This is a genomic window from Prosthecobacter sp., assembly GCF_044222345.1.
GTDB lineage: Bacteria > Verrucomicrobiota > Verrucomicrobiia > Verrucomicrobiales > Verrucomicrobiaceae > Prosthecobacter.
The window spans coordinates 1-20,340 of the sequence record NZ_JBGANL010000026.1; the positions used below are offsets into that span (position 1 = coordinate 1).

15 protein-coding genes are annotated in these 20,340 nt (G+C 61.1%); 8 read left to right on the forward strand and 7 right to left on the reverse strand.

The annotated features are described in order from the left end of the window. Window positions 1-1,293, forward strand: a 1,293-nt coding sequence (accC, locus tag ACILSL_RS14740) for an acetyl-CoA carboxylase biotin carboxylase subunit (RefSeq protein WP_395732807.1), incomplete at its 5' end; no start/stop codon positions are given. Window positions 1,294-1,405: 112 nt separating this feature from the next. Here accC and lepB read toward each other — a convergent pair. The 4 genes from lepB to lepA all read right to left on the reverse strand — a co-directional run bounded on the left by lepB (window position 1,406) and on the right by lepA (window position 6,095). Then, entirely contained in the window at window positions 1,406-2,626 is a 1,221-nt protein-coding gene (lepB, locus tag ACILSL_RS14745) for a signal peptidase I (RefSeq protein WP_395732808.1), read from the reverse strand. A 74-nt stretch (window positions 2,627-2,700) separates the two neighbouring features. Continuing rightward, window positions 2,701-3,105, reverse strand: coding sequence for an ACT domain-containing protein (locus ACILSL_RS14750; RefSeq protein ID WP_395732809.1), 405 nt, complete (start codon window positions 3,103-3,105; stop codon window positions 2,701-2,703). Between the two features lie 16 nt (window positions 3,106-3,121). Next, window positions 3,122-4,249 (reverse strand): histidine decarboxylase, encoded by a 1,128-nt coding sequence (locus ACILSL_RS14755; RefSeq protein WP_395732810.1) that lies wholly within the window; start codon window positions 4,247-4,249, stop codon window positions 3,122-3,124. A gap of 49 nt (window positions 4,250-4,298) precedes the next feature. Then, the gene (gene lepA / locus ACILSL_RS14760) at window positions 4,299-6,095 is read right to left on the reverse strand and encodes a translation elongation factor 4 (protein ID WP_395732811.1); all 1,797 of its coding nucleotides are present in this window, start codon (window positions 6,093-6,095) and stop codon (window positions 4,299-4,301) included. 101 nt (window positions 6,096-6,196) lie between these two features. Here lepA and ACILSL_RS14765 point away from each other — a divergent pair, with 101 nt between their 5' ends. Next, entirely contained in the window at window positions 6,197-6,502 is a 306-nt protein-coding gene (locus ACILSL_RS14765; RefSeq protein ID WP_395732812.1) for a 4a-hydroxytetrahydrobiopterin dehydratase, read from the forward strand. Between the two features lie 7 nt (window positions 6,503-6,509). Here ACILSL_RS14765 and ACILSL_RS14770 read toward each other — a convergent pair whose 3' ends face one another. Next, complete coding sequence (locus ACILSL_RS14770; RefSeq protein WP_395732813.1) at window positions 6,510-9,056, reverse strand: Amuc_1098 family type IV pilus outer membrane protein; 2,547 nt, start codon at window positions 9,054-9,056, stop codon at window positions 6,510-6,512. 166 nt (window positions 9,057-9,222) lie between these two features. Between ACILSL_RS14770 and ACILSL_RS14775 the strand changes: the two genes are divergently transcribed. From ACILSL_RS14775 to ACILSL_RS14790, 4 genes are all read left to right on the forward strand, one after another. Next, the gene (locus tag ACILSL_RS14775) at window positions 9,223-10,206 is read left to right on the forward strand and encodes a malate dehydrogenase (RefSeq protein ID WP_395732814.1); all 984 of its coding nucleotides are present in this window, start codon (window positions 9,223-9,225) and stop codon (window positions 10,204-10,206) included. 93 nt (window positions 10,207-10,299) lie between these two features. After that, window positions 10,300-11,712 (forward strand): DUF1501 domain-containing protein, encoded by a 1,413-nt coding sequence (locus tag ACILSL_RS14780; protein ID WP_395732815.1) that lies wholly within the window; start codon window positions 10,300-10,302, stop codon window positions 11,710-11,712. Window positions 11,713-11,757: 45 nt separating this feature from the next. Continuing rightward, entirely contained in the window at window positions 11,758-14,808 is a 3,051-nt protein-coding gene (locus ACILSL_RS14785) for a DUF1553 domain-containing protein (RefSeq protein ID WP_395732816.1), read from the forward strand. Beyond that, complete coding sequence (locus tag ACILSL_RS14790; protein ID WP_395732817.1) at window positions 14,805-16,211, forward strand: DUF1501 domain-containing protein; 1,407 nt, start codon at window positions 14,805-14,807, stop codon at window positions 16,209-16,211. Before ACILSL_RS14785 ends, ACILSL_RS14790 begins: the two co-directional genes overlap by 4 nt. A 130-nt stretch (window positions 16,212-16,341) precedes the next feature. Here the strand turns inward: ACILSL_RS14790 and ACILSL_RS14795 are convergent, their stop codons facing one another. Then, complete coding sequence (locus tag ACILSL_RS14795; protein WP_395732818.1) at window positions 16,342-17,469, reverse strand: Lrp/AsnC family transcriptional regulator; 1,128 nt, start codon at window positions 17,467-17,469, stop codon at window positions 16,342-16,344. Between the two features lie 102 nt (window positions 17,470-17,571). Here ACILSL_RS14795 and ACILSL_RS14800 point away from each other — a divergent pair, with 102 nt between their 5' ends. After that, on the forward strand, window positions 17,572-17,949 hold the full coding sequence (locus ACILSL_RS14800) for a DUF721 domain-containing protein (protein WP_395732819.1): 378 nt from the start codon (window positions 17,572-17,574) through the stop codon (window positions 17,947-17,949). Between the two features lie 99 nt (window positions 17,950-18,048). After that, window positions 18,049-19,530 carry a CbiX/SirB N-terminal domain-containing protein gene (locus ACILSL_RS14805; protein ID WP_395732820.1) on the forward strand — a complete coding sequence of 494 codons (1,482 nt, stop codon included), beginning with the start codon at window positions 18,049-18,051 and terminating at the stop codon, window positions 19,528-19,530. 272 nt (window positions 19,531-19,802) lie between these two features. On the opposite strand, the gene tnpA is transcribed toward ACILSL_RS14805, so the two are convergent. Then, on the reverse strand, window positions 19,803-20,249 hold the full coding sequence (tnpA, locus tag ACILSL_RS14810; RefSeq protein WP_395732821.1) for an IS200/IS605 family transposase: 447 nt from the start codon (window positions 20,247-20,249) through the stop codon (window positions 19,803-19,805). Between the last annotated feature and the right edge of the window lie 91 nt (window positions 20,250-20,340).

Below are 20,340 nucleotides of genomic sequence, written 5' to 3' on the forward strand. Positions count from 1 at the left end.
AAAGAACTCGACGTCAAAACCGTCGCTGTTTATTCCGAAGCCGATGTCGATTCGATGCACGTTCACCTGGCCGATGAAGCCATCTGCATTGGCCCAGGCCCCAGCTCCGAGAGCTACCTGAAAATGAGCCGCATCATCAGCGCGGCGGAAATTGCCAACGTGGACGCCATCCACCCCGGCTACGGCTTCCTCTCTGAGAAGGCTGAATTCGCCGAAGTGTGTGCGCAGTGCAAAATCAAGTTCATTGGCCCTTCCGCCCGCGTCATCAGCATGATGGGCGACAAGAACGTGGCGCGTGAAACGGCCCTGAAGGCAGGCATGCCCATCACGCCCGGCTCTGACGGCATCATTCAGACTGAAGAGGAGGCTCTCGAGTGGGCCCGCAAGATCGGCTACCCCGTCATGGTCAAGGCAAGCGCCGGTGGCGGCGGCCGCGGCATGCGCCCGGTGCTCAATGAAGCCACTCTGCGGTCCAGCTTTCAGGCGGCCTCCCTGGAAGCCATGAAGTGCTTTGGCGACGGCTCCATGTACATGGAAAAGCTCGTCGAAAAGCCCCACCACATCGAGTTTCAGGTCGTGGCCGATTCCCATGGCAACGTCGTTCACCTCGGCGAGCGCGACTGCTCCATGCAGCGCCGCAATCAAAAGATCATCGAAGAGTGCCCTTCCCCAAAAATCTCCCCAGAGATGCGCAAGCGCATGGGGGATGCCACGGTGAAGCTCTGCAAGGAGATCGGCTACGAGAACTGCGGCACCATCGAGTTCCTCGTCGATAACACCTGCGAGAACTTCTACTTCATGGAGATGAACACCCGTATCCAGGTGGAGCATCCCATCACGGAAGAAGTGTATGGCTGTGATCTGATCAAGGAGCAGATCCGCATCGCCGCCGGCCTGCCGCTGAGCGAGCACGTGGTGGACGCCCAGCCCCGTGGCCATGCCATCGAGTGCCGCATCAACGCTGAAGATCCGGCCCGCAACTTCGCCCCCAGCCCCGGCAAGATCAATCTCTGGTACACCTCCGGTGGCCGTGGCGTCCGCGTGGACACCCACGTCTATTCCGGCTATTCCGTGCCGCCCTATTATGATTCGATGATCGCCAAGCTCATCGTCACCGGCGCCACGCGCGAGATCGCCATCCGCCGCATGCGCCGTGCACTTGGCGAGTTCACGGTCGAAGGCATCAAGACCACGATCCCGCTGCAAAGCCAGATCATGACCACCTCCGACTTCCAGAACGGCCAGTACGACATCACCTGGGTGGAGAGCTTCCTTCGCCAGGAAGGTCTGTAAGGGTAGAGCGAGCCTCCGGCTTGCGCTCAGGGCACTCGTAGCCCACGCCAGTTCAGAATTCCCACATCAACAGCGGCTTGGATTCCAAGCCGCTGTTTTTTTTGGTAACTCCTTACCGGATCAGCCCCCAGTTCCGCCCCAGCGGGAAGTAGCAGAATAATCCGGGCCCGACGAGATTGCGCTCCGGCACAGCGCCCCAGTAGCGGCTGTCGGAACTGTTGTAGCTGTTGTCGCCCATGGCCCAGTACTCGCGGGCGTTGTCACGGTTGCTCAGCTCGCGCACGGTGCCATTCGAGAGGAAGCCGAAGTTGCCGTAGCCTTTGTACAGGCCTTCCATGGACCCCACACGCTTCATGCCGAACTCTTCCGCAGGCTTGCCGTTCACCCACAGCACGGGCGATTTCACTTCGAGCCGGTCTCCTGGCACCCCGACGAGCCTCTTGATGTAATGCTGCGAGCCCTCTTCCACGCTCACCCGCATGTAGGGGCTGCGGATGTTTTTCGTGGTGAAGACAAACACCTCGCCACGGGTCGGACGGCGGAAGTTGTAGGCGAATTTGTTCACCAGCACATGGTCCCCAGTGTCCAGAGTGCCACGCGCCAGCAGCTGCCCCTCGGTGACATAAGTCCCGCCTGATTCCCCGAGCTTTTGCTCCACCCGCGCATCCGGGGTGATGTTCTGGCCGTCTTCCTTGACGGGAAGATTCAGGTAGCGCTGCATGCCCAGATTAAAGCCATCCGGGTCGGTGGCGAGCTGACGCATGGGTGCCCAGATCCACTGTGTGCCGCCATCTTCAAAATGCAGGCGGCAATGCGCGAAAAAGCCGAGGTAGCTGTGCTCCGTCAGAGGAGGACCGTCCTTACGCAGGAAACCCGAACGAGAGGCCAGGACATTGTAGTAGCTGCGCCCAGCCACCCAGTCCTTGCAGCGGACAAACAGATTGGGCGTCACATCATGCTCCGTATGATTCGCTACCAGACCATACAGCGTCGGCTGCATGGAGCCGGTGGGAATCTTGAACGGCTGCGCGATGTAGCTGCGGATGCCCAGCGCGATGACGATGGCGACAAAGAACACCTCCACATTTTCGCCGATGTCCGAATGCTCCACATGCGGCAGCGCCTTTTCGCAGGCCTTGTTGATCTCATCGTTCAAGGCGCTGATGCGGGCCTTGTCCCTGGCGCGCATGGCGTCTTCCAGGCTGCTGCGCAAAGCCGTGATCTCTTCCAGCTTGGCCGGCGGCAGGATGTCGCGCTTGTAGTTGATGAAGCGCGTCACGCCCTTGTGCAGGAGCTTGGCATGCTTGAGGTAGCGGGGGGTGAGGAAAAACATGGGGGACGAATGCGTGATACTAGGAGGCGGCAGGCAATGCTCAAGTGCTGTGATCGCCCCAAACCGGATTTGATTCAGCTCCGGGGCTCCACCACAATCACATCTTTCAGCACCTCGGCGGCACGCGCATTGTCAGAACAAACGAGGCTGGCGGTGGTGCAGGATGCCTCGCGGCGCAGGATGTGCATGGAGCGCAGGTCCAGCCCGGCGTCCCTCAAACGCAGGGCCACGGCCGCCAGCGCGCCCGGCTTGTCCTCCAGCCGCACCAGCAAGGTGTCCTGGGTGATGACACGGAAACCATGATCGCTGAGCGCCCTCAGCGCCTCGTCATAACGGTCCACGCTGAGCACGACAATGCCGTGGTCCGCCACGCTCTCGACATCGATCTCCTCGATGTTGATGCCTCGTTCGGCAAGGCATGCGGTGAGTCTGGCAGCTATGCCGAGCTCATTGGGCACAAGGACGGCGAGCTGTTTCATGGGGTTCGTTGCAGGTTCACGGTTGCAGTGCGGCGGCGTAGTCAGCGACAAAGGCATCAATGGTCGCCCGGGCCACATGCGGCATGACGATCAAGTGGCCGATGTTTTTGCGTGGCGCGATGATCCACTTCTCCATCATGGACGGCGGCGGCTTGGGAAACACGACGGTGACGGAATTCGGGTGCCGCCAGGAGGCGATGCCATGGGCGCACAATTGCTGCACGGCATATTCCGCATTCCCCAGACATGCTTGCACCATGTTCCGCAATCCGGCTTCCCCCAGCGTGCGCAGGCGGTACCAGAGCAGCAGTGGAGAAAAGGCGCTGCGGGAGCCGGCGATGGTCGTGTCCAGCGCGCCGATGTATTCGATCGACCGCGCGATGCGATCCACATGCGCCTTGCGGGCGATCACCACACCGCAGGGTACCGGAGCCCCCAGCATCTTGTGCCCGCTGATGGAGATGCTGTCCGCACCATCCGCGAAGTTCCATGGCTGCGGGTTGTCGACGAAGGGCAAAATCATGCCGCTGAGCGCCGCATCGGCATGGATGTAGGCATTGGGGATGGCGAGATCGTCCAGGATGGCCCGGATCTGCGCCAGATCATCCACGGCCCCCTTCATCGTGGTGCCGATATTGGCGAAAATGATGGGCGGCACATCGCGGTGAATGCGCAGCGTCTCACGCAGGTCCGCGTAGTCCATCTGCCCGTCCGGCTGGCTCTTGATCATGATGTTGCGCGTGTGCTGAAGGCGCAAAACCTTGGCCACGCTGTAGTGCGTGTCCTCGCTGAAGTAGCAGATGCCATCTGGAAACAGCTCTCGTGCCACGTAAAGGCCGTACATGTTGCCCTCCGTGCCCCCGCTGGTCACGTAGCCCCACCATTCATCCGCAGGTGCGCGGGTGAAGCGGGCAAAGTCCGCCAGCACCTCACGCTCAAACTCCATCGTGTTGAGGCGGTAGTTCGTGCTGTGGAAGGGGTCCCCCACGTTGTTTGCGCTGAATTGCAGAAAGCGGAACAGCTCCGAGTAATCAAACGCCTGGTTCGTCGGATAGCCGACGTTGCGCACACTGAAGGCGCTCAGGCGTTCGTAAAGACCATCAAGCCGCAGCTGGTCTGCGGGACTGAGATTGGAGGGAGTCACAGCGAGGGTATTCTCTCTGAATCCCCTCCGCGATGCAAGCTTCTCCGGCTCAGTCGTTCTTCAACACCTCAATGAAGGCTTCCTGTGGGATATTCACCCGGCCGATGGCTTTCATCTTCTTCTTACCTTCCTTCTGCTTGTCCAGAAGCTTGCGCTTACGGGAAATGTCACCGCCGTAGCATTTGGCGGTCACGTCCTTGCGCATGGCGCTGATGCTCTCACGGGCAATGATCTTGCCACCAATGGCAGCCTGAATGGCGACGACGAAGAGCTGCTGGGGGATAACTTCCTTGAGCTTGGCACAGAGCTGGCGGCCACGGCTCTCAGCCTTGCTGCGGTGAACAATGCAGGAGAAGGCATCCACGGGCTCGCTGGCGATGAGGATGTCCATCTTGACGAGTTCTGCCGGCTGCGTGCCAGCGTGTTCATACTCCATGCTGCCGTAACCACGGGTCATGGACTTGAGCTTGTCATTGAAGTCCACGAGGATTTCGTTCAGCGGCAGGACGGTGTGCAGAAGCACGCGGCGGTCATCGAGGGTCTCCGTGTTGTTCACCACGCCGCGCTTGTCCATGACGAGCTGCATGATGTCACCAATGTTCTCGTTCGGGATCATGACGTTCACCTTCACGATCGGCTCGCGGATCTCCTCGATCTCCGCCTGCGGCGGCAGGAAGGTGGGATTGTCCACCTTGAGCTCGGTGCCGTCGGTCTTCTTCACATCGTAAATGACGGACGGATAGGTGGAGATGACATCCATGTCGAACTCACGGCGCAGGCGCTCCTGAATGATCTCCATGTGCAACAGTCCGAGGAAGCCGCAGCGGAAGCCGAAGCCGAGAGCAGCGGAGCTTTCCGCCATGAAGGTGAAGGCGGCGTCGTTGATCTGGAGCTTGCCGACGGCGAGCTTCAGCGCCTCAAAGTCGTCGGTGCTGACGGGATAGATGCCGCTGAAAACGAGCGGGTGGATCTCCTTGAAGCCGGGCAGAGGCTCGGGGGCAGGCTTGCGGCTCTCAGTGAGCGTGTCGCCGATCTTGACGTCAGCGGTCGTTTTGACGTTGGCAATGATGTAGCCGACGTCACCAGCCTCCAGCTTTTCACAGGGGACCATCTTCGGGCGGAAGGTGCCGAGATCCTTGATTTCGGAATCGTTGCCCGAGGCCATCAGCCTCACCTTTTGCCCACGTGTGATGGTGCCGGAAACGACGCGCACATAACTGACCACCCCGCGATAGGGATCAAAGATTGAATCAAACACCGAGGCCCTCAGGTAGCCATCTCCAGGATCCGTCGGTGGTGGGATGAAGGCGACGACGGCCTCCAAAATGTCCTCAATGCCGATGCCCATCTTCGCACTGGCAGGCACGGCCTCATCCGCAGAGAGCTGCAGGATGTCCTCAAGCTGGCGCTTCACCTTCTCGACATCGGCGCTCGGGAGGTCGATCTTGTTGATGATGGGGACCACATGCAGGTTCTGCTGCATGGCGAGGTTCAAATTCGCGACGGTCTGCGCTTCGACGCCCTGCGAAGCATCCACCAGCAGCAGCGCGCCTTCGCAGGCAGCCAGGGAACGGCTGACTTCATAGCTGAAATCAACGTGTCCGGGTGTGTCGAGCAGGTTGAGCTTGTACATCTGCCCATCCTTCGCCTTGTAGTTCATGCACACCGGGTGCGCCTTGATGGTGATCCCGCGCTCGCGCTCCAGATCCATCGAATCGAGCAGCTGGTCCTGCTGCTGGCGTACGGTGATGGTTTGCGTGAACTCCAGCAGACGGTCAGAGAGCGTGGTCTTCCCATGGTCGATATGGGCGATGATGGAGAAATTGCGGGTGCGGGAGATGGACATTCAGTTGGCTTGGCAGGGAGGGCGGATTATTTAATCCAGCGGCGGGAAGAAAGCAATTCCGATGCTTGATGCCATTGACCTGCCGCCGGATGCTCGCGCCCATGAAACCTGAGCTTTTGAGCGCATCCACCGTCCAGCATCATTTGATCCCCCTCCCCGGCTGGCAGGTGGAAGGCGCGGAACTGGTGAAAGAGTTCCGCTTTACGAGTTACCTGGCCGGCATCGAATTCGTCCGGCGAGTCGCGGTTTTGGCCGAGGAGATGAATCACCATCCGGATCTGCTCGTCGGCTGGCGCAAAGTCACCGTCCGTCTCACCACTCACAGTGTAGGAGGCCTGACCCTGCTGGACTTCTCACTGGCCGGTCAGATCTCAGCGGTCGAAGCCGCCCCCTCAAACCTCACCTGAAACAGAATCACTGCGCCACGGCTGCGGTGTCACGGTTGACCCTGCGGCCGGAAGGATCCACCACCTCGACGGTGACGAAGATGATGACGTTCTTCGTGTCTGTCTGCTTGGTGTTGCTCTTGAAAAGCCTCCCCACAAAAGGAAGATCTCCCAAGATAGGGACCTTGTCCTCAACCATGGTGCGGTTTTCAATTTTGACTCCACCCAGCACCACCGTTGCACCGTCATACACCTTGACCGCCGTTGTCACTTTCTGTACTTTGAAAATCGGCTGCAGAATCATGTTGGTGGTGATCAATTCATCCGGTGAGCTCAGAGGGACGTAGCTTGTGCTACCGAGGACCGATTGGATTGGCAGGACACTCAAGCTCGCAGGCACGAAAATAGGCGAGCCGTAATTCACAAAACCTTCAAATGCAGTCATTTCAGGCGCAATCGTGAGCTCCACAGTGCGACCATCTTCTGAAATCACAGGTTCGACCTCAACTCGCACCCCGGTTTTTCTCATTTCGAAAGCCGTGGGGGTTGTTGGCGTGGCGATCTGCTGCGGCTGAGCCGCACCGACGCGAACACGCCCCCCACCCTGAGGCAGCCTTGGCGGATCAAACTCAGTCGGGTAAATGAACTCCTGCGTCACTTCTGCGATCGCTTTGAGACCGCTCTTGGTTGTCACGCTGGGGGAAGCATTGACATCGATTCCTTTTTTCTGGGAAAGCGCCCGCAGCACAGTTTGAAATTGAGGATCGGTAAAGACTCCGGCAATGGAGAGAACGCCCGGCGCAACGTTCTTGGTTGCCGAGACGGAGCCAGTATTAAGCAGGTTGTCGAGGGAGTTGGCTGACGTCGCATAGTCGCCAGATCTGAGTCCCGAAGTGATAGGCCCGCCTCCATAGGGAAACGGTGCCGTGGTGCCCTGTGGCAATGCACCGGCAAAACCGCCAGCAGCAGGAAGCGCAGGAAATGCCTGGGCGCCGTTGAGGGTGACCGCAGGAATGACGTAGGGCGTGTTGAAAGGATAGTTGCCGGCATTGTCGGGCGTTCCATTTCCTGGTGTGCCGCCGCCAATGAAGACATTGCCATTGGTCCCGGAGCTTCCCATGAGCCAGTCAAAGCCCATCTCTTCAAGGTTCTTCTGGTTCACTTCCAGCATTCGCACATGAATGACGGCCATTTTCGGCGTGGCCTTCGTCGACTGCTCGACAATCATTTCGACCGTCTCCATGTTGGCGATCGTGTTGCGAACGGTCAGCGTGTTGCTTGATGCGCTGTAGTTGGCGCTCGTTCCGTCCGGGAAAGTCACTCCACGCGCTTCAAGAAACTCCTTGGCCCCCAGCCGGCGGATGATCAGCCCCCCGCCTGCGGGAGCCTGCTTGGCAAAAGGATCCGTTAGCGGAGCCGCTGCCGGGTCAGCTCCGGGAGAATTCTGAATGAAATCCGGCGGCACCCGGAAAGTACGCGTGACGATCGCATTGTTGCGCTCGCTGATGGACACAAAGGTCACCGCATGCTCATCCACCTTGTAGGAGACTCCGCACATCTCGCTCACATAGCGCAGCAGCTCCTCCATCGGCACATTGAGAAGATTCAGGCTGACCTGCTTGTCGCGCGCCTCAGGCGGCACACTGAGCACAAAGCTGATCCCTCGGCCCTCGGGATCCAGGTCGCGGCTGCGAACTCGCAGCAGTTCCACCACCTCGGCCAGCGTGGCCCCGTCGAACTCCACCTTGGGAAAGGTGATGGTGCGCAGCTTTTGTGTGATTTTGTCGCTCCCGCTCAGTTGGTTGACGAGTGAGGCCGCACCGGCTCCAAACAGTGAACTGCGATCCACTTCGGTCAGCGGCACCGGGTCTTCCCATGAACGCGTGACCTCACCCAGCATTTTGGCACGATGCTGGTCATAGGCGCTCTTGTAATACTTCTGCTTTTCCCGCTCGACGTTTTCCATGCCACGTCGTGCGGCGCTGTTGGTGGGATCAATCCTCAACACGTCCTGAAAAGTCGTGATGGCCTTGTCCAGATCGCCGATCTGGAGGAAAGAACTGGCCTTGAGCAGCAGTGTCTGCACCGCCCCCACGTTGTCCACGTGTTTGGCTGTCAGCGAAGGCGGAAAGCGGTCTGGATCTGCGAGGCGTTTTTTGAGCGACAGCACCCGCTCGTCTTTCGGCGCCACATCAGGCGCGAGGAGCTGATCCAGCATTTTGCCTGCAGCGGCAAGATCGCCTTTGGCCGCAAATTCCTGGGCCATCAGGCAGCCTGCCACCACGTAGCCGTTGCGTGCGGCCTCCCGTGACTCCTGGGCAAGTGGGACGTTTGGCAGCGCCTTGTAGGTTTCCTGAAACAAGGTCAGCGCTTCCGCCGCCTTTTCCTGATCGATCAACTGGTACCCACGCTCGATTTCAGTGTTCAGCGTGTTGACCTGAATGGCTCGGCGGCGCGCTTCGGCCTGGGCCATGGCCGAAACCGACTGTGCACCGGCAGAAATGACCGCATTTCCACCCAGAATGATCATCAGGCACGCAGCAGCGCCACGAGTGAGCAGGCGGCTGGGGAACACGGATTTAGGATGTTTCGGGAAAGGCTGCAGGAGCATCAAAGTTAGGAAAAATCGAATTTATAACAGGACTCCGTCTTCCGCCCAAGCATTTTCTGCCACGAATCTCAGCCCGCAGTTGCCCTCCCGCCGCATCTTGCTCTGATGACACCCCCATCCCCAATCATCCATGGCCAAAGCACCCATCAAAGTCGCAGTCACCGGCGCCGCCGGTCAAATCGGTTACGCCCTCCTTTTCCGCATCGCCTCTGGCGCCATGTTTGGCCCGGATCAGCCGGTGATCCTCCAGCTCATCGAAGCTCCGTTTGAAAAGCCTCTGGCCGCTCTCGCCGGTGTGGCCATGGAGCTTGACGACTGCGCCTTCCCGCTGCTCAAAGGCATCGTGCAGACCTCCGACCCTGCCGTGGGCTTCAAAGACGCCAACTGGATCTTGCTCGTGGGTGCCAAGCCCCGTGGCCCAGGCATGGAGCGCGCCGATCTGCTCAAGGACAACGGCAAAATCTTCATCGAGCAGGGCAAGATCATCGACGCCGTGGCCGCTGATGACGCCCGCGTGGCCGTCGTTGGCAATCCGGCCAACACGAACTGCATGATCGCCGCCTCCCAGGCCAAGCGCCTCACGCCAGACCGTTTCACCGCCATGGTGCGCCTGGACCAGAACCGCGCCCAGACCCAGCTCGCCCAGAAGGCAGGCGTGGATCTCACGGAAGTGAAGGACATCTTCATCTACGGCAACCACAGCCCGACGATGTTCCCGTCCTTCGCCCACGCCACCATCGGTGGCAAAGCCGCCGCCGACGTCATCAATGACAAGGCCTGGCTCGAAGGTCCTTTCCTGGAAACCGTAGGCAAGCGTGGCGCTGCCATCATCGCCGCCCGTGGCGCTTCCTCCGCCGCCTCCGCTGCGAACGCCCTGGTCGATCACGTCCGCTCCCTCGTCACACCCGGTGCGATCCATTCCATCGCGGTGAAGAGCAACGGCCTCTACGGCTTCGATCCTGAAGTCTGGGCCGGCATGCCGGTGCGCACCACCACCCCGGGCAGCTACGAAGTCATCACCAGCTACGAGATGGACGACTTCGCCAAATCCAAGATCGCCGCCACCAACAAGGAGCTCGTGGACGAGCGTTCCTTTGTGGCAGAGATGCTGTAATTGAGATTCCTCAAGCTTGGAGCGGCACCTTCGCGGGTGCCGCTTTTTTGTGCCTGCGTGAAGAATCCCCCTCCCTGCCCACGTTTAGGCAGCATGTTCTCTTCACGTCGCGACTTCCTCCAGACCACCGGCTGCGGCTTCGGCTACCTCGCCTGGCAGGCCATGGCGCAGAACCAGGCAGCGCTGGCCAATCCGCTCGCGCTGAGAAAACCGCACCATCAGCCGAAGGCCAAGCGCGTCATCTTCCTCTTCATGCAGGGCGGCGTGAGCCAGGTGGATTCCTACGACTACAAGCCCCGCCTCTTTAAAGACGACGGCAAGATCATCGACGTGGCCGATTCCCGCGCCATCGCCAAGACCGGCAAAGGCGCGCTGCAGCGCGTGATGAAACCTCTCTGGGACTTCAAGCAGCATGGCGAAACCGGCCGCTGGGCCTCCAATCTCTTCCCGCACATCAACCAGCATGTGGATGACCTGTGCTTCCTGCATGGCATGCATACCGAAGGCGTGGCGCACGGCCCCGCCACGCTCTTCATGCACACGGGCACCACCAGCAACATCCGCCCGAGCATGGGCTCCTGGGTGACGTACGGACTCGGCGCTGAAAACGAAAATCTGCCGGGCTTCATGACGATCAGCCCGAGCCTTGGCAATGGCGGCCCGCGCAATTACGGCAATGCCTTCCTGCCCGCCGTTTTCCAGGGCACGCCCATCGGCCGCTCCGGCCAGCCTGCCAAGGAATCCAGCATCAAGAACATCACCAACGCCATCTGGACGCCCGAGCAGCAGCGCAAGCAGTTCGGACTTCTCAGCGCGCTGAATGCCGAACAGGCCGCCCACGCCATGCCCGGAGACACGGATATTGATGCAGTCATCCGCAGCTACGAACTCGCCTGGCGCATGCAAAACAAAGCTCCAGGAGCCATGGACATCGGCGATGAGTCGGAAGCCACGCTCAAGCTCTACGGCATCAATGAAAAGCCCACCGACAACTTCGGCCGCCAGTGCCTCATGGCCCGCCGCATGGCCGAGCAGGGCGTGCGCTACATCCAGGTGAACTACGGAGACAATTCCAACAACCCCGCCTGGGACCAGCACTCCAACCTGCCCAAGCACGGCGACCACGCCGCTGCCGTGGACAAGCCCATCGCCGGTCTGCTCCACGATCTCAAACAGCGCGGCCTGCTGGAAGACACCATCGTGTGGTGGGGCGGCGAATTTGGCCGCACACCGTATGCCGAGAAAAACGGCACCGGCCGCGATCACAACCCGCTCGGCTTCACCGTCTGGGTGGCGGGCGGCGGCTTCAAAGCCGGCTACGCCCATGGAGTCACCGACGACCTCGGCCACATGGCCGTGGAGGACAAAGTCCACATGCACGACCTGCATGCCACCATTCTTCACCAGCTCGGCCTTGATCACGAAAAGCTCACCTTCCGTCACGCCGGACGTGATTTCCGCCTCACGGATGTGCATGGGCATGTGGTGAGGGAAGTGATCGCGTAAGCCACTGGCTCTGATAAATCGGCAGCCGAGAGGCGTGTTTCTCTCATGTGCATCCGCCACATCCGTCCTGCCTGCCTCATCCTGCTGCTCTGCGGTATGAGCGTGGCCGACGCGGAAGAAACGAAGCTGCGCTTCAACCGGGACATCCGCCCGATCTTGTCCAACAAATGCTTCCGCTGCCATGGATTTGATGAAAAGGGGCGCAAGGGGGATCTGCGTCTGGACAAGCGCGAGGATGCCATCGCCACTCATAAAGGCACACAGGCCATCGTGCCCGGCAAGCCGGAGCAGAGCGCGTTGTTGCAGCGCATCACAACAACCGACAGCGATGACCTCATGCCGCCGCCGGATTCCAAGCTCTCGCTCAGCGATGAGGAGAAGAACGTGCTTCGACGCTGGATTGCGGAAGGAGCCGAATACGAGGCGCACTGGTCGTTGATCCCGCCCAAGCTGTCTGCTCCAACGCAGCGGTCTGTGGACGACTTCATCCTCGCCCGATTGAAGCAGGAGGGCCTCCAACCAACGCCTGAAGCCTCGCGCGAAACCCTGCTGCGACGGGTCAGCTTTGATCTCACCGGCCTGCCGCCCACGCTGGCAGAGATCGATGCTTTTCTCGCTGATCAAGACCCGCAAGCCTACGGGCACGCTGTGGATCGTCTGCTGGCCTCCCAACACTTCGGTGAACGCATGGCGGTGGAGTGGCTGGACGCGGCGCGCTATGCGGACACGAACGGCTACTTTGGCGACAAGACGCGCAGCCTCTGGCCGTGGCGCGACTGGGTGATCGACGCCTACAACCGCAACCTGCCGTTTGATCAATTCACCATCGAGCAGCTTGCGGGAGATTTGCTGCCAAATGCCACAACAGCCCAGCGCATCGCGACCGGTTTCAATCGCAACCACATGGCCAACAACGAGAGCGGCATCATCGATGAGGAATACCGCGTGGAGTATGTGGCGGACCGACTGGAAACCACGGGCACCACCTGGCTGGGACTCACCATCGGCTGCGCGCGCTGTCATGATCACAAGTACGACCCCATCACGCAGCGTGAGTTCTACCAGCTCTTTGCCTTCTTCAACAACGTGCCTGAGTCCGGGCTGATCAAAGCGGACAACCCACCTCCCGTGCTCAGCGTGCCGTCTCAAGAGCAGGAGAAAGAATTGAAGAGGCTCTCATCGGCTGCACAGCAGGCCGAGCGGGAGCTTCAGCCCTTCACGACGGCTTTGCGGCAGCAGATCACCGAATGGGAAAAAACAGCCGCGACTTCCCTTCCCCCATCTCCCACCGCCCAGCTCAAAGCGCACTTCTCTTTCGATGGCCAGATCGATGCCAGACACTTCGGCACCAGCGACGTATTTCAAGACGGCATCCTGGGGCAGTCAGCCAAGTATGATGCGACGCAGCATGCGGAGTGGACGGGAGCTTTCGACACCGACGCTGCATGGACGGTCGGCCTGTGGCTCATGGCAGATACATCACTGAGCGGCGTCTTTTCCAAGATCGAGCCCGAAGGCAGACGAAGGGGCTTGGAGGTGATCTGGCAGAAGGGCCGCTTTCAGATCAATCTGGTCAGCCAATGGGGGACGGATGCCATCGAACTCGTCACGCAGGAACCGGCATCAGGCAAAAAATGGCATCATCTGGTAGTCAGCCACGACGGCACACGCCGCGCTGAGGGCGTGCGCGTCTTCATCGACGGCCAGCCTGCAGTGACGAAAACCATCACCGCCACCAGCGAGCCCCTGCGCATCGGCAGGCGGGACGCAGGCCTCGGATTCTACGGCCAGCTTGATGAACTGCGCCTGCTGCAACGCCCCGTGACTGCGCAAGAGGCGGAGTCATGGTTTTGGAGCGAGCGCCTGCGCGGAATCGCCGCCAGACCAGCGGCCAAGCGCAGCGCCGCAGACGTGACGCTGCTGCAAGACTGGTTTGTGGAGCATCATGCCAGCCCGCAGACGCTCGCAGCCCACAAGCGAGTGCGTGAAGCCAAAGCCGCCGAAGCCCGCCTGCGTGAAAGCATTCCCACCACGCTGGTGATGGAGGAGCTTCCCAAGCCGCGCGCCGCACACCTGCTCACACGCGGGCAGTATGATCATCCTGCCGAGGAGGTGCTGCCCGGAGTGCCTGCCTCGCTTTCCAGGTGGCCGCAGGAAGCACCGCGCAATCGACTGGGCTTTGCCAGGTGGCTTGTGTCGAAGGAGAACCCGCTGACCGCGCGCGTGGCGGTCAATCGTCTCTGGATGCAATGCTTTGGCGAAGGACTCGTGCGCACAGTGAACGATTTCGGATCGCAGGGCGAGGCTCCCAGCCACCCGGAACTGCTCGACTGGCTGGCGCTGCGATTCATGCAGAGCGGCTGGGATGTGAAGGCGATGCTCAAGCTGATGGTGATGAGCGCGACGTATCGGCAAAGCTCGCATTATTCCGCGCGCGATCCTGCCAACCGCCTGCTGGCACGCGGCCCCTCCTTCCGCCTGAGCGCGGAGATGGTGCGGGATCAGGCGCTGGCTGTCTCCGGCCTGCTGGTGCCGAAGATCGGCGGCCCCAGCGTGAAGCCCTACCAGCCGCCGGGGCTGTGGGAAGCCGTGTCCTACAATGGCGAGGAAACCTATGTGCCCGACGCGGACGCGGGACTGTGGCGGCGCAGTCTCTACACCTTTTGGAAACGGCAGTCACCGCCCCCTGCCCTGCTCACCTTTGACGGCCCCACCCGCGAAAAATGCACCGCGCGCCGTGCGCGTACCAACACGCCACTGCAGTCACTCGTGCTGCTCAATGACGAGACTTACATCGAGGCGGCACGCGTCCTTGCCACGTGGGCACAGTCGTTGAAGGGCTCCGAATCTGAAAAGCTCGCGCTCGCATTCCGACGCGTGACATCCCGCGCAGCAGATCCTGAAGAACTGCAGCAACTGACCGGATTGCTGAGCAGGCAGCGCGCACGATTTACCGCCGACCGCGAAGCCGCAGCGAAGCTCATCGCCGCTGGCGCATCCGCCCACGGCAAAGACCTCAATCCAGTGGAGCTCGCCGCGTGGACGCTCACGCTGCACACGCTTTTCAATCTCGACGAAACCATCACCCGCCGATGAACGCCGCTTTGACACGCAGACAGCTTTTGGGTCGTGCCTCCGCAGGCATTGGCACCGCCGCGCTGGCCTCGCTGCTGGGCGAAGGTCAGGGCTTCGCCGCACCGCACTTTGCGCCGAAGGCCAAACGGGTGATCTACCTCTTCATGCACGGCGGGCCGTCACAGCTTGATCTGTTTGATCACAAGCCCGGCTTGAAAAAACTCCACGGCCAGGAAATGCCGCCTTCGGTGCTGGGAGATCAGCGCCTCACGGGCATGACCAGCGGGCAGAAGAGCAAGCCGATCACTTCCTCGCTCTTCAATTTTCAGCAGCACGGCCAGTCCGGCGCGTGGATGAGCGAGCTGCTGCCAAACATGGGCCGCGTGGCGGATGAGATGTGCATCATCCGCTCCATGAACACGGAGGCGATCAATCACGACCCCGGCGTCACGCTGCTGCAGACAGGACACCAGCAGCCAGGGCGACCCAGCTTTGGCGCCTGGGCCAGCTATGGACTCGGCAGCGAGAATGCGAGCCTGCCCGCTTTCGTGGTGCTCATTTCACGCGGCAGTGCGGCGCGTCCGGCGGACCCGCTGTATGCGCGGCTGTGGGGCTCCGGCTTCCTGCCTTCAAACCATCAAGGCGTGAGCTTTCGCAGCAGCGGCGATCCCGTTTTGTATCTCTCCAATCCACCCGGCATCAGCGCCGCTGCGCGCCGTGATGAACTGAATGTCATCCAGGCGCTCAATCGCAGGCAGCTCGCGCAGCAGCTCGATCCCGAGATCGAGACGCGCATCACGCAGTATGAGATGGCCTATCGCATGCAGACCAGCGTGCCGGATTTGATCAGCCTGAAAGACGAGAGCGCCGCCACCTTTGAGGCCTATGGCCCGCAGTCGCGCGTGCCCGGCAGCTTTGCCGCGAACTGCCTGCTCGCGCGCCGCATGGCGGAAAGCGGCGTGCGTTTCATCCAGCTCTACCATCGCGGCTGGGACCAGCACTACAATCTCCCCAGCGATCTGCGCCTGCAATGCGGCGACATCGACCAGCCCTGCGCCGCGCTCATCAGCGACCTCAAACAACGCGGCCTGCTTGAAGACACGCTCATCGTCTGGGGCGGTGAGTTTGGCCGCACCACTTACTCCCAGGGCAAGCTGGAACCCGCCAACCATGGCCGCGATCATCATGGCCGCTGCTTCACCATGTGGCTGGCGGGTGGTGGCGTGAAGCCCGGCCTGCAGTTCGGCGAGACGGATGACTTCTGCTTCAATGTCGCCCGCGATCCCATGCACGTGCATGATCTGAACGCCACGCTGCTGCACCTGCTGGGCATCGACCACGAGCGCCTCACCTACCGCGCCGAAGGCCGCGACTTCCGCCTCACGGACGTGCATGGGCGCGTGGTAAGGGCGGTGATGGCGTGAGAACGAACAGACTTGTTCTCAGAAAAACAAGAGGAGTGACAAAGCGACCCTGATAACGGGGATCAAGATGATCCCCCTCCTTTCAGGCCTCTTGTGACCACGCTGCAAAGCACAGGGCTTCGCCATTCATTCACACCACCGGCCCCGCCACATCCTTCCACTTCGCGTGCCATTCCTTGAACACGATCGGTGAGATCTCGCTGGGCTTGATTTCGCTGCGGCCGCCCCAGAACACATTCGTATATTCCAGTGGGATGCCTTCTTCGGCCAGGTGCTTGTCGATGGCAGCCTTGTGGGCCAGCACCATCTCTTTGTCCGTGCCGTGGATGACGCCCATGATGTTCACATTGGCAAAGCGGTCGCCGCCTTCGCGCCAGTAGGCGTGGGTCATGATGGTGTGGCGGCCCACTTCGCCGCCGGCCCGTTCTTCCATGCCTTTCGGCACTTTCCAGTGGAAGAGCGCATTGAAGCGCGTCACGCGCACGCCCGTGGCGCTGGGCTTCACGTGCTCCAGGAAGGTGGAGAAGCGGCCGATGACGCCTTTTTTATCGAGCCGCTTGGCGACTTCACAGAATTTCTCAAACGACACCCCCGCCGCCTTGGCGCGGCCTTCCCAGGGATTCGGGCCCACTTCGTCCACACTCAGATCTCCCTTGAGGTGCAGCAGCACATTCCACTCTTCCGCATCCAGTTCCGCGATGTTGGTGGTCATCATCTTCGCGGGTTCATCCGCGCGCTCACCGGGCTCCAGCGTCTTGCGGCGCACATGTCCCACGCCCAGGGCAAAGATGCCGTGCGCCTCCATGGTGTAGTAGCTCTCAGCACCGATGAGGCGGGCCAGCACATCGCAATGCTGGTTGATGTCGTAGCCCTGCGGCACCTTGAGCGTGGTCCAAAGGCGGTAGTCGCTGCCGCTCACCTCGCGGTCGGTGGAGCGCAGCACCACATGCCCGCTGAAAGGGTCCTGCTTGAAGAGGAACTCAAAGGCGGCGTCCAGCTTTTCCGTGGGCACCTTCCAGGCCACCAGCGCGCCTTCGGCCAGCTTGTTCGCCAGCAGGGTCTGCCGCACGCGGCGGATGACGCCAGCCTTCAGCATGGCCTGAATGTGCTCCACCACCGTCTCCAGCGGCAGGCCGCTCAGCTTCGCGATGTCCTGAAACGGCGTGGGGGTGAAGCCCTTGATGCGGTCTTCGCTCACGGCGAGGATTTGCGCATTGATCGGGTCGGTATGGTCGGTGGGAATGGGGGCGGCGGACATGGCGGTTGGATCGGAAAAAAGAACCCTTAGCGGGCGATGCGAGGAATGCGAGATTTGAAATTTGCGATTTAGCACCCGCCAATTGCCGTCTAGGGTGCGCTCATGGACAAACGCAAGCCCACCGCCGCCATGCGCCGGCGCCACAATCTCATCTCGGCATGGCGCGGCGTGGAGGACGGACCGCTGATGGACCTGCCCACACTTCGGGTGGGAGACCTCGCCGCCCAGATCATGGCCAAGGCAGGCATGGCCAACCGCGTGAAGTTGGAGGACATCCTCGCCGCATGGCAGGAGATCGTGGGTGCCTTCCTGTTCAAACTCACCCGCCCGGACACCTTTGAGCGCGGCGTGCTGACCGTGCGCCTGCTCCAGCCCACCGCCCACCACGCGCTGATGCAGGAGAAAGTGAAAATTCTCAAACGCCTCCAGGAGAAGCTGCCCGATGCGAAGATCAAAGACCTGCGCTTCCGCCATGGCTGAATGAGAAATGAGGAAACCCAAATGACGAATTGTTTCCAACAGCGCCTCCTGTGACGTAATCACGGGCCATTCGTCCTTCCATCTCCTACGCCATCCCCTTTGAACTCCCACTCACACGCAGCCCTCATCATCGTCGGTCATGGTTCCACCACGAACCCGGACTCCAGTTCCCCGACGCACCTGCACGCCGACTCCATCCGCCGTCGCGGTCTCTTCCGCGAAGTCGCCTGCTGCTTCTGGAAAGAGGAGCCCAACATGCGCGAGGTGTATGAGATGGTGGACAGCGACGTCATCTACATCGTCCCCAATTTCATCAGCGAAGGCTACTTCTGCCAGCAGGTGCTCCCGCGCGAACTGCGGCTCGACGGCCCCACCACGCAGCGCGATGGCAAAACGATCCACTACTGCGATCCCGTGGGCATCCATCCCAACATGACGCGCCTCCTCCTGCAGCGTGCGGATGAAGTCGCCCCCCATGTGCCACGAGAGCAGACCAGCCTTGTCATCGTCGGCCACGGCACCAGCCTCAACGAAAACTCCACCAAGGCCATTCAGGATCAGGTCGCCCTCATTCGCAGCGGCCACTACGGCTTCGCCGAAGTCATCGACGCCTACATGGAGGAGGCCCCCTTTGTGAAGGACTGGGCCACGCTCACCACCGCGCCGAATGTCGTCGTCGTCCCCTTCTTCATCGCCGATGGCCTTCACAGCTTTCAAGACATCCCCGTCCTCCTCGGCATGCGCGAGGACGTCGGTGCCGCCCTCAGCGAGAGCGGCGTCTTCCACCAGAACCCGCACCAGCTTCAGGGCCGCAGCATCTACTACAGCGGTGCCATCGGCACCGAGCCCCTCATGGCAGACGTCATCCTCGATCAGGTCCATGACTTTGATGCCAAGCACCAGGTGCAGAACCCCAAAGGCATGCCGAATGACGAGGTGAAATCCTCCCTCGCCTACTGGCTGAACTCCGGCCTCGATGAAATCGGCGAGATCCTCATCACCACCCAGCCCGATGGCACCTACTCGCTCTGCCACATCGCAGATCGCGGCAAAGACGACCTGCAGGTCCACCACGAAGCGCACGATGCCCTTTTCATCGCCCGCAGCGATGCCAGCGGCACCTTCCGCCCGCTGCACTCCGCCCCCACCTTGAATCGCGGCTGGCGGCTCGATCTCGCCGACCTCGACGAACTGCGCCTCGCCCTGGATTTCTTCTACCCCGCCGCCATCGGCATGGCACGCGCGCTTGAGCAGGAAAAACTCACCACCGTCCCCCTGCGCGATCTCCTCGGCCGCCAGACCGGCATGTACCGCTTCGTCAACACCATCAGCGACGATCAGGCCCACGCACTCATCGGCAGGACCTGCGCGAATACGAAGTGCCTCCGCCGCATCCTCTGGCCCCTCACCGCCACCCAGCCCATGGCCGGAGCCGCCGCCCCCAAAACCCAGCCCAATCACGCGCCCAACGCCATGCCCCTGCTCTGCATTGAAGCATGCACGCACGTGGTGTCAGCAGCGCGCAAAGTGGCGCGGGAGAACTATGAGGCGAAGGAGAAAGAAAAGGCCGAAGCGGGGTGATCACACCCGCCAGCGCCCTCCGCATGACAAGCCCGGCCTTATGGAGGACACGGAATGAACGGAAACCGGAAAACACAGGGCTGCTATCGGCATTTGCTTTGGATGGCGGAGCCATCCAAGCCTGTAGCGAGGGGTTGAGCGAAGCGACACCCCTCGTAGGCAATACCCAGAGCACCTCCTCGGTGCACGCATCGCGTAGCGATGCCAGCACTGGCGGCCAATCCCCGTACATTCACGCACACGCAGGCGGTATGCCCACAGGCCCTCTCTCCTCAATCCAGGTACTTCGGGTCAAAGCTCACGCCCGACTTCCTGAGCATGATTTCCAGCGCCTCCCGGAAACTGCGTGTGCGGTGGTGTTCCTCCTGGCCACGCACATACGCGATCACCTCAGGCAGCGCGGAGGCACTCACGGTAAAGGCCGCGTAGCCGTCCTGCCAGGCAAAGTCCGCCACGCGCATTTCCTCGTGCATCCATGCAGAAGACGCCTTCTTCAGCTCCTGGAGCACCTTGGAGAGCATGTGCGTGGGCTTGAGCGAAACGACGAGGTGCACGTGATCCGCCACGCCGCCGGTTTCATGCGAATGCGCATCCATGCCGCGCAGGGTGCCGCCCAGGTATTCAAACAAGCGCGGACGCCATTCACGCGAGAGCCACGGCGTGCGGTTTTTCGTGGAGAAAACGATGTGGTAATGCAGGCTGGTGTAGGTGTTGGGCATGGCATGCGGAGCGTGGCCGGGGGCCGCTTTGACACACGACAGGCGGAGGCACTGGCCGCACAATGACCTGTGTGCGCAGGCCGAGGTTTTG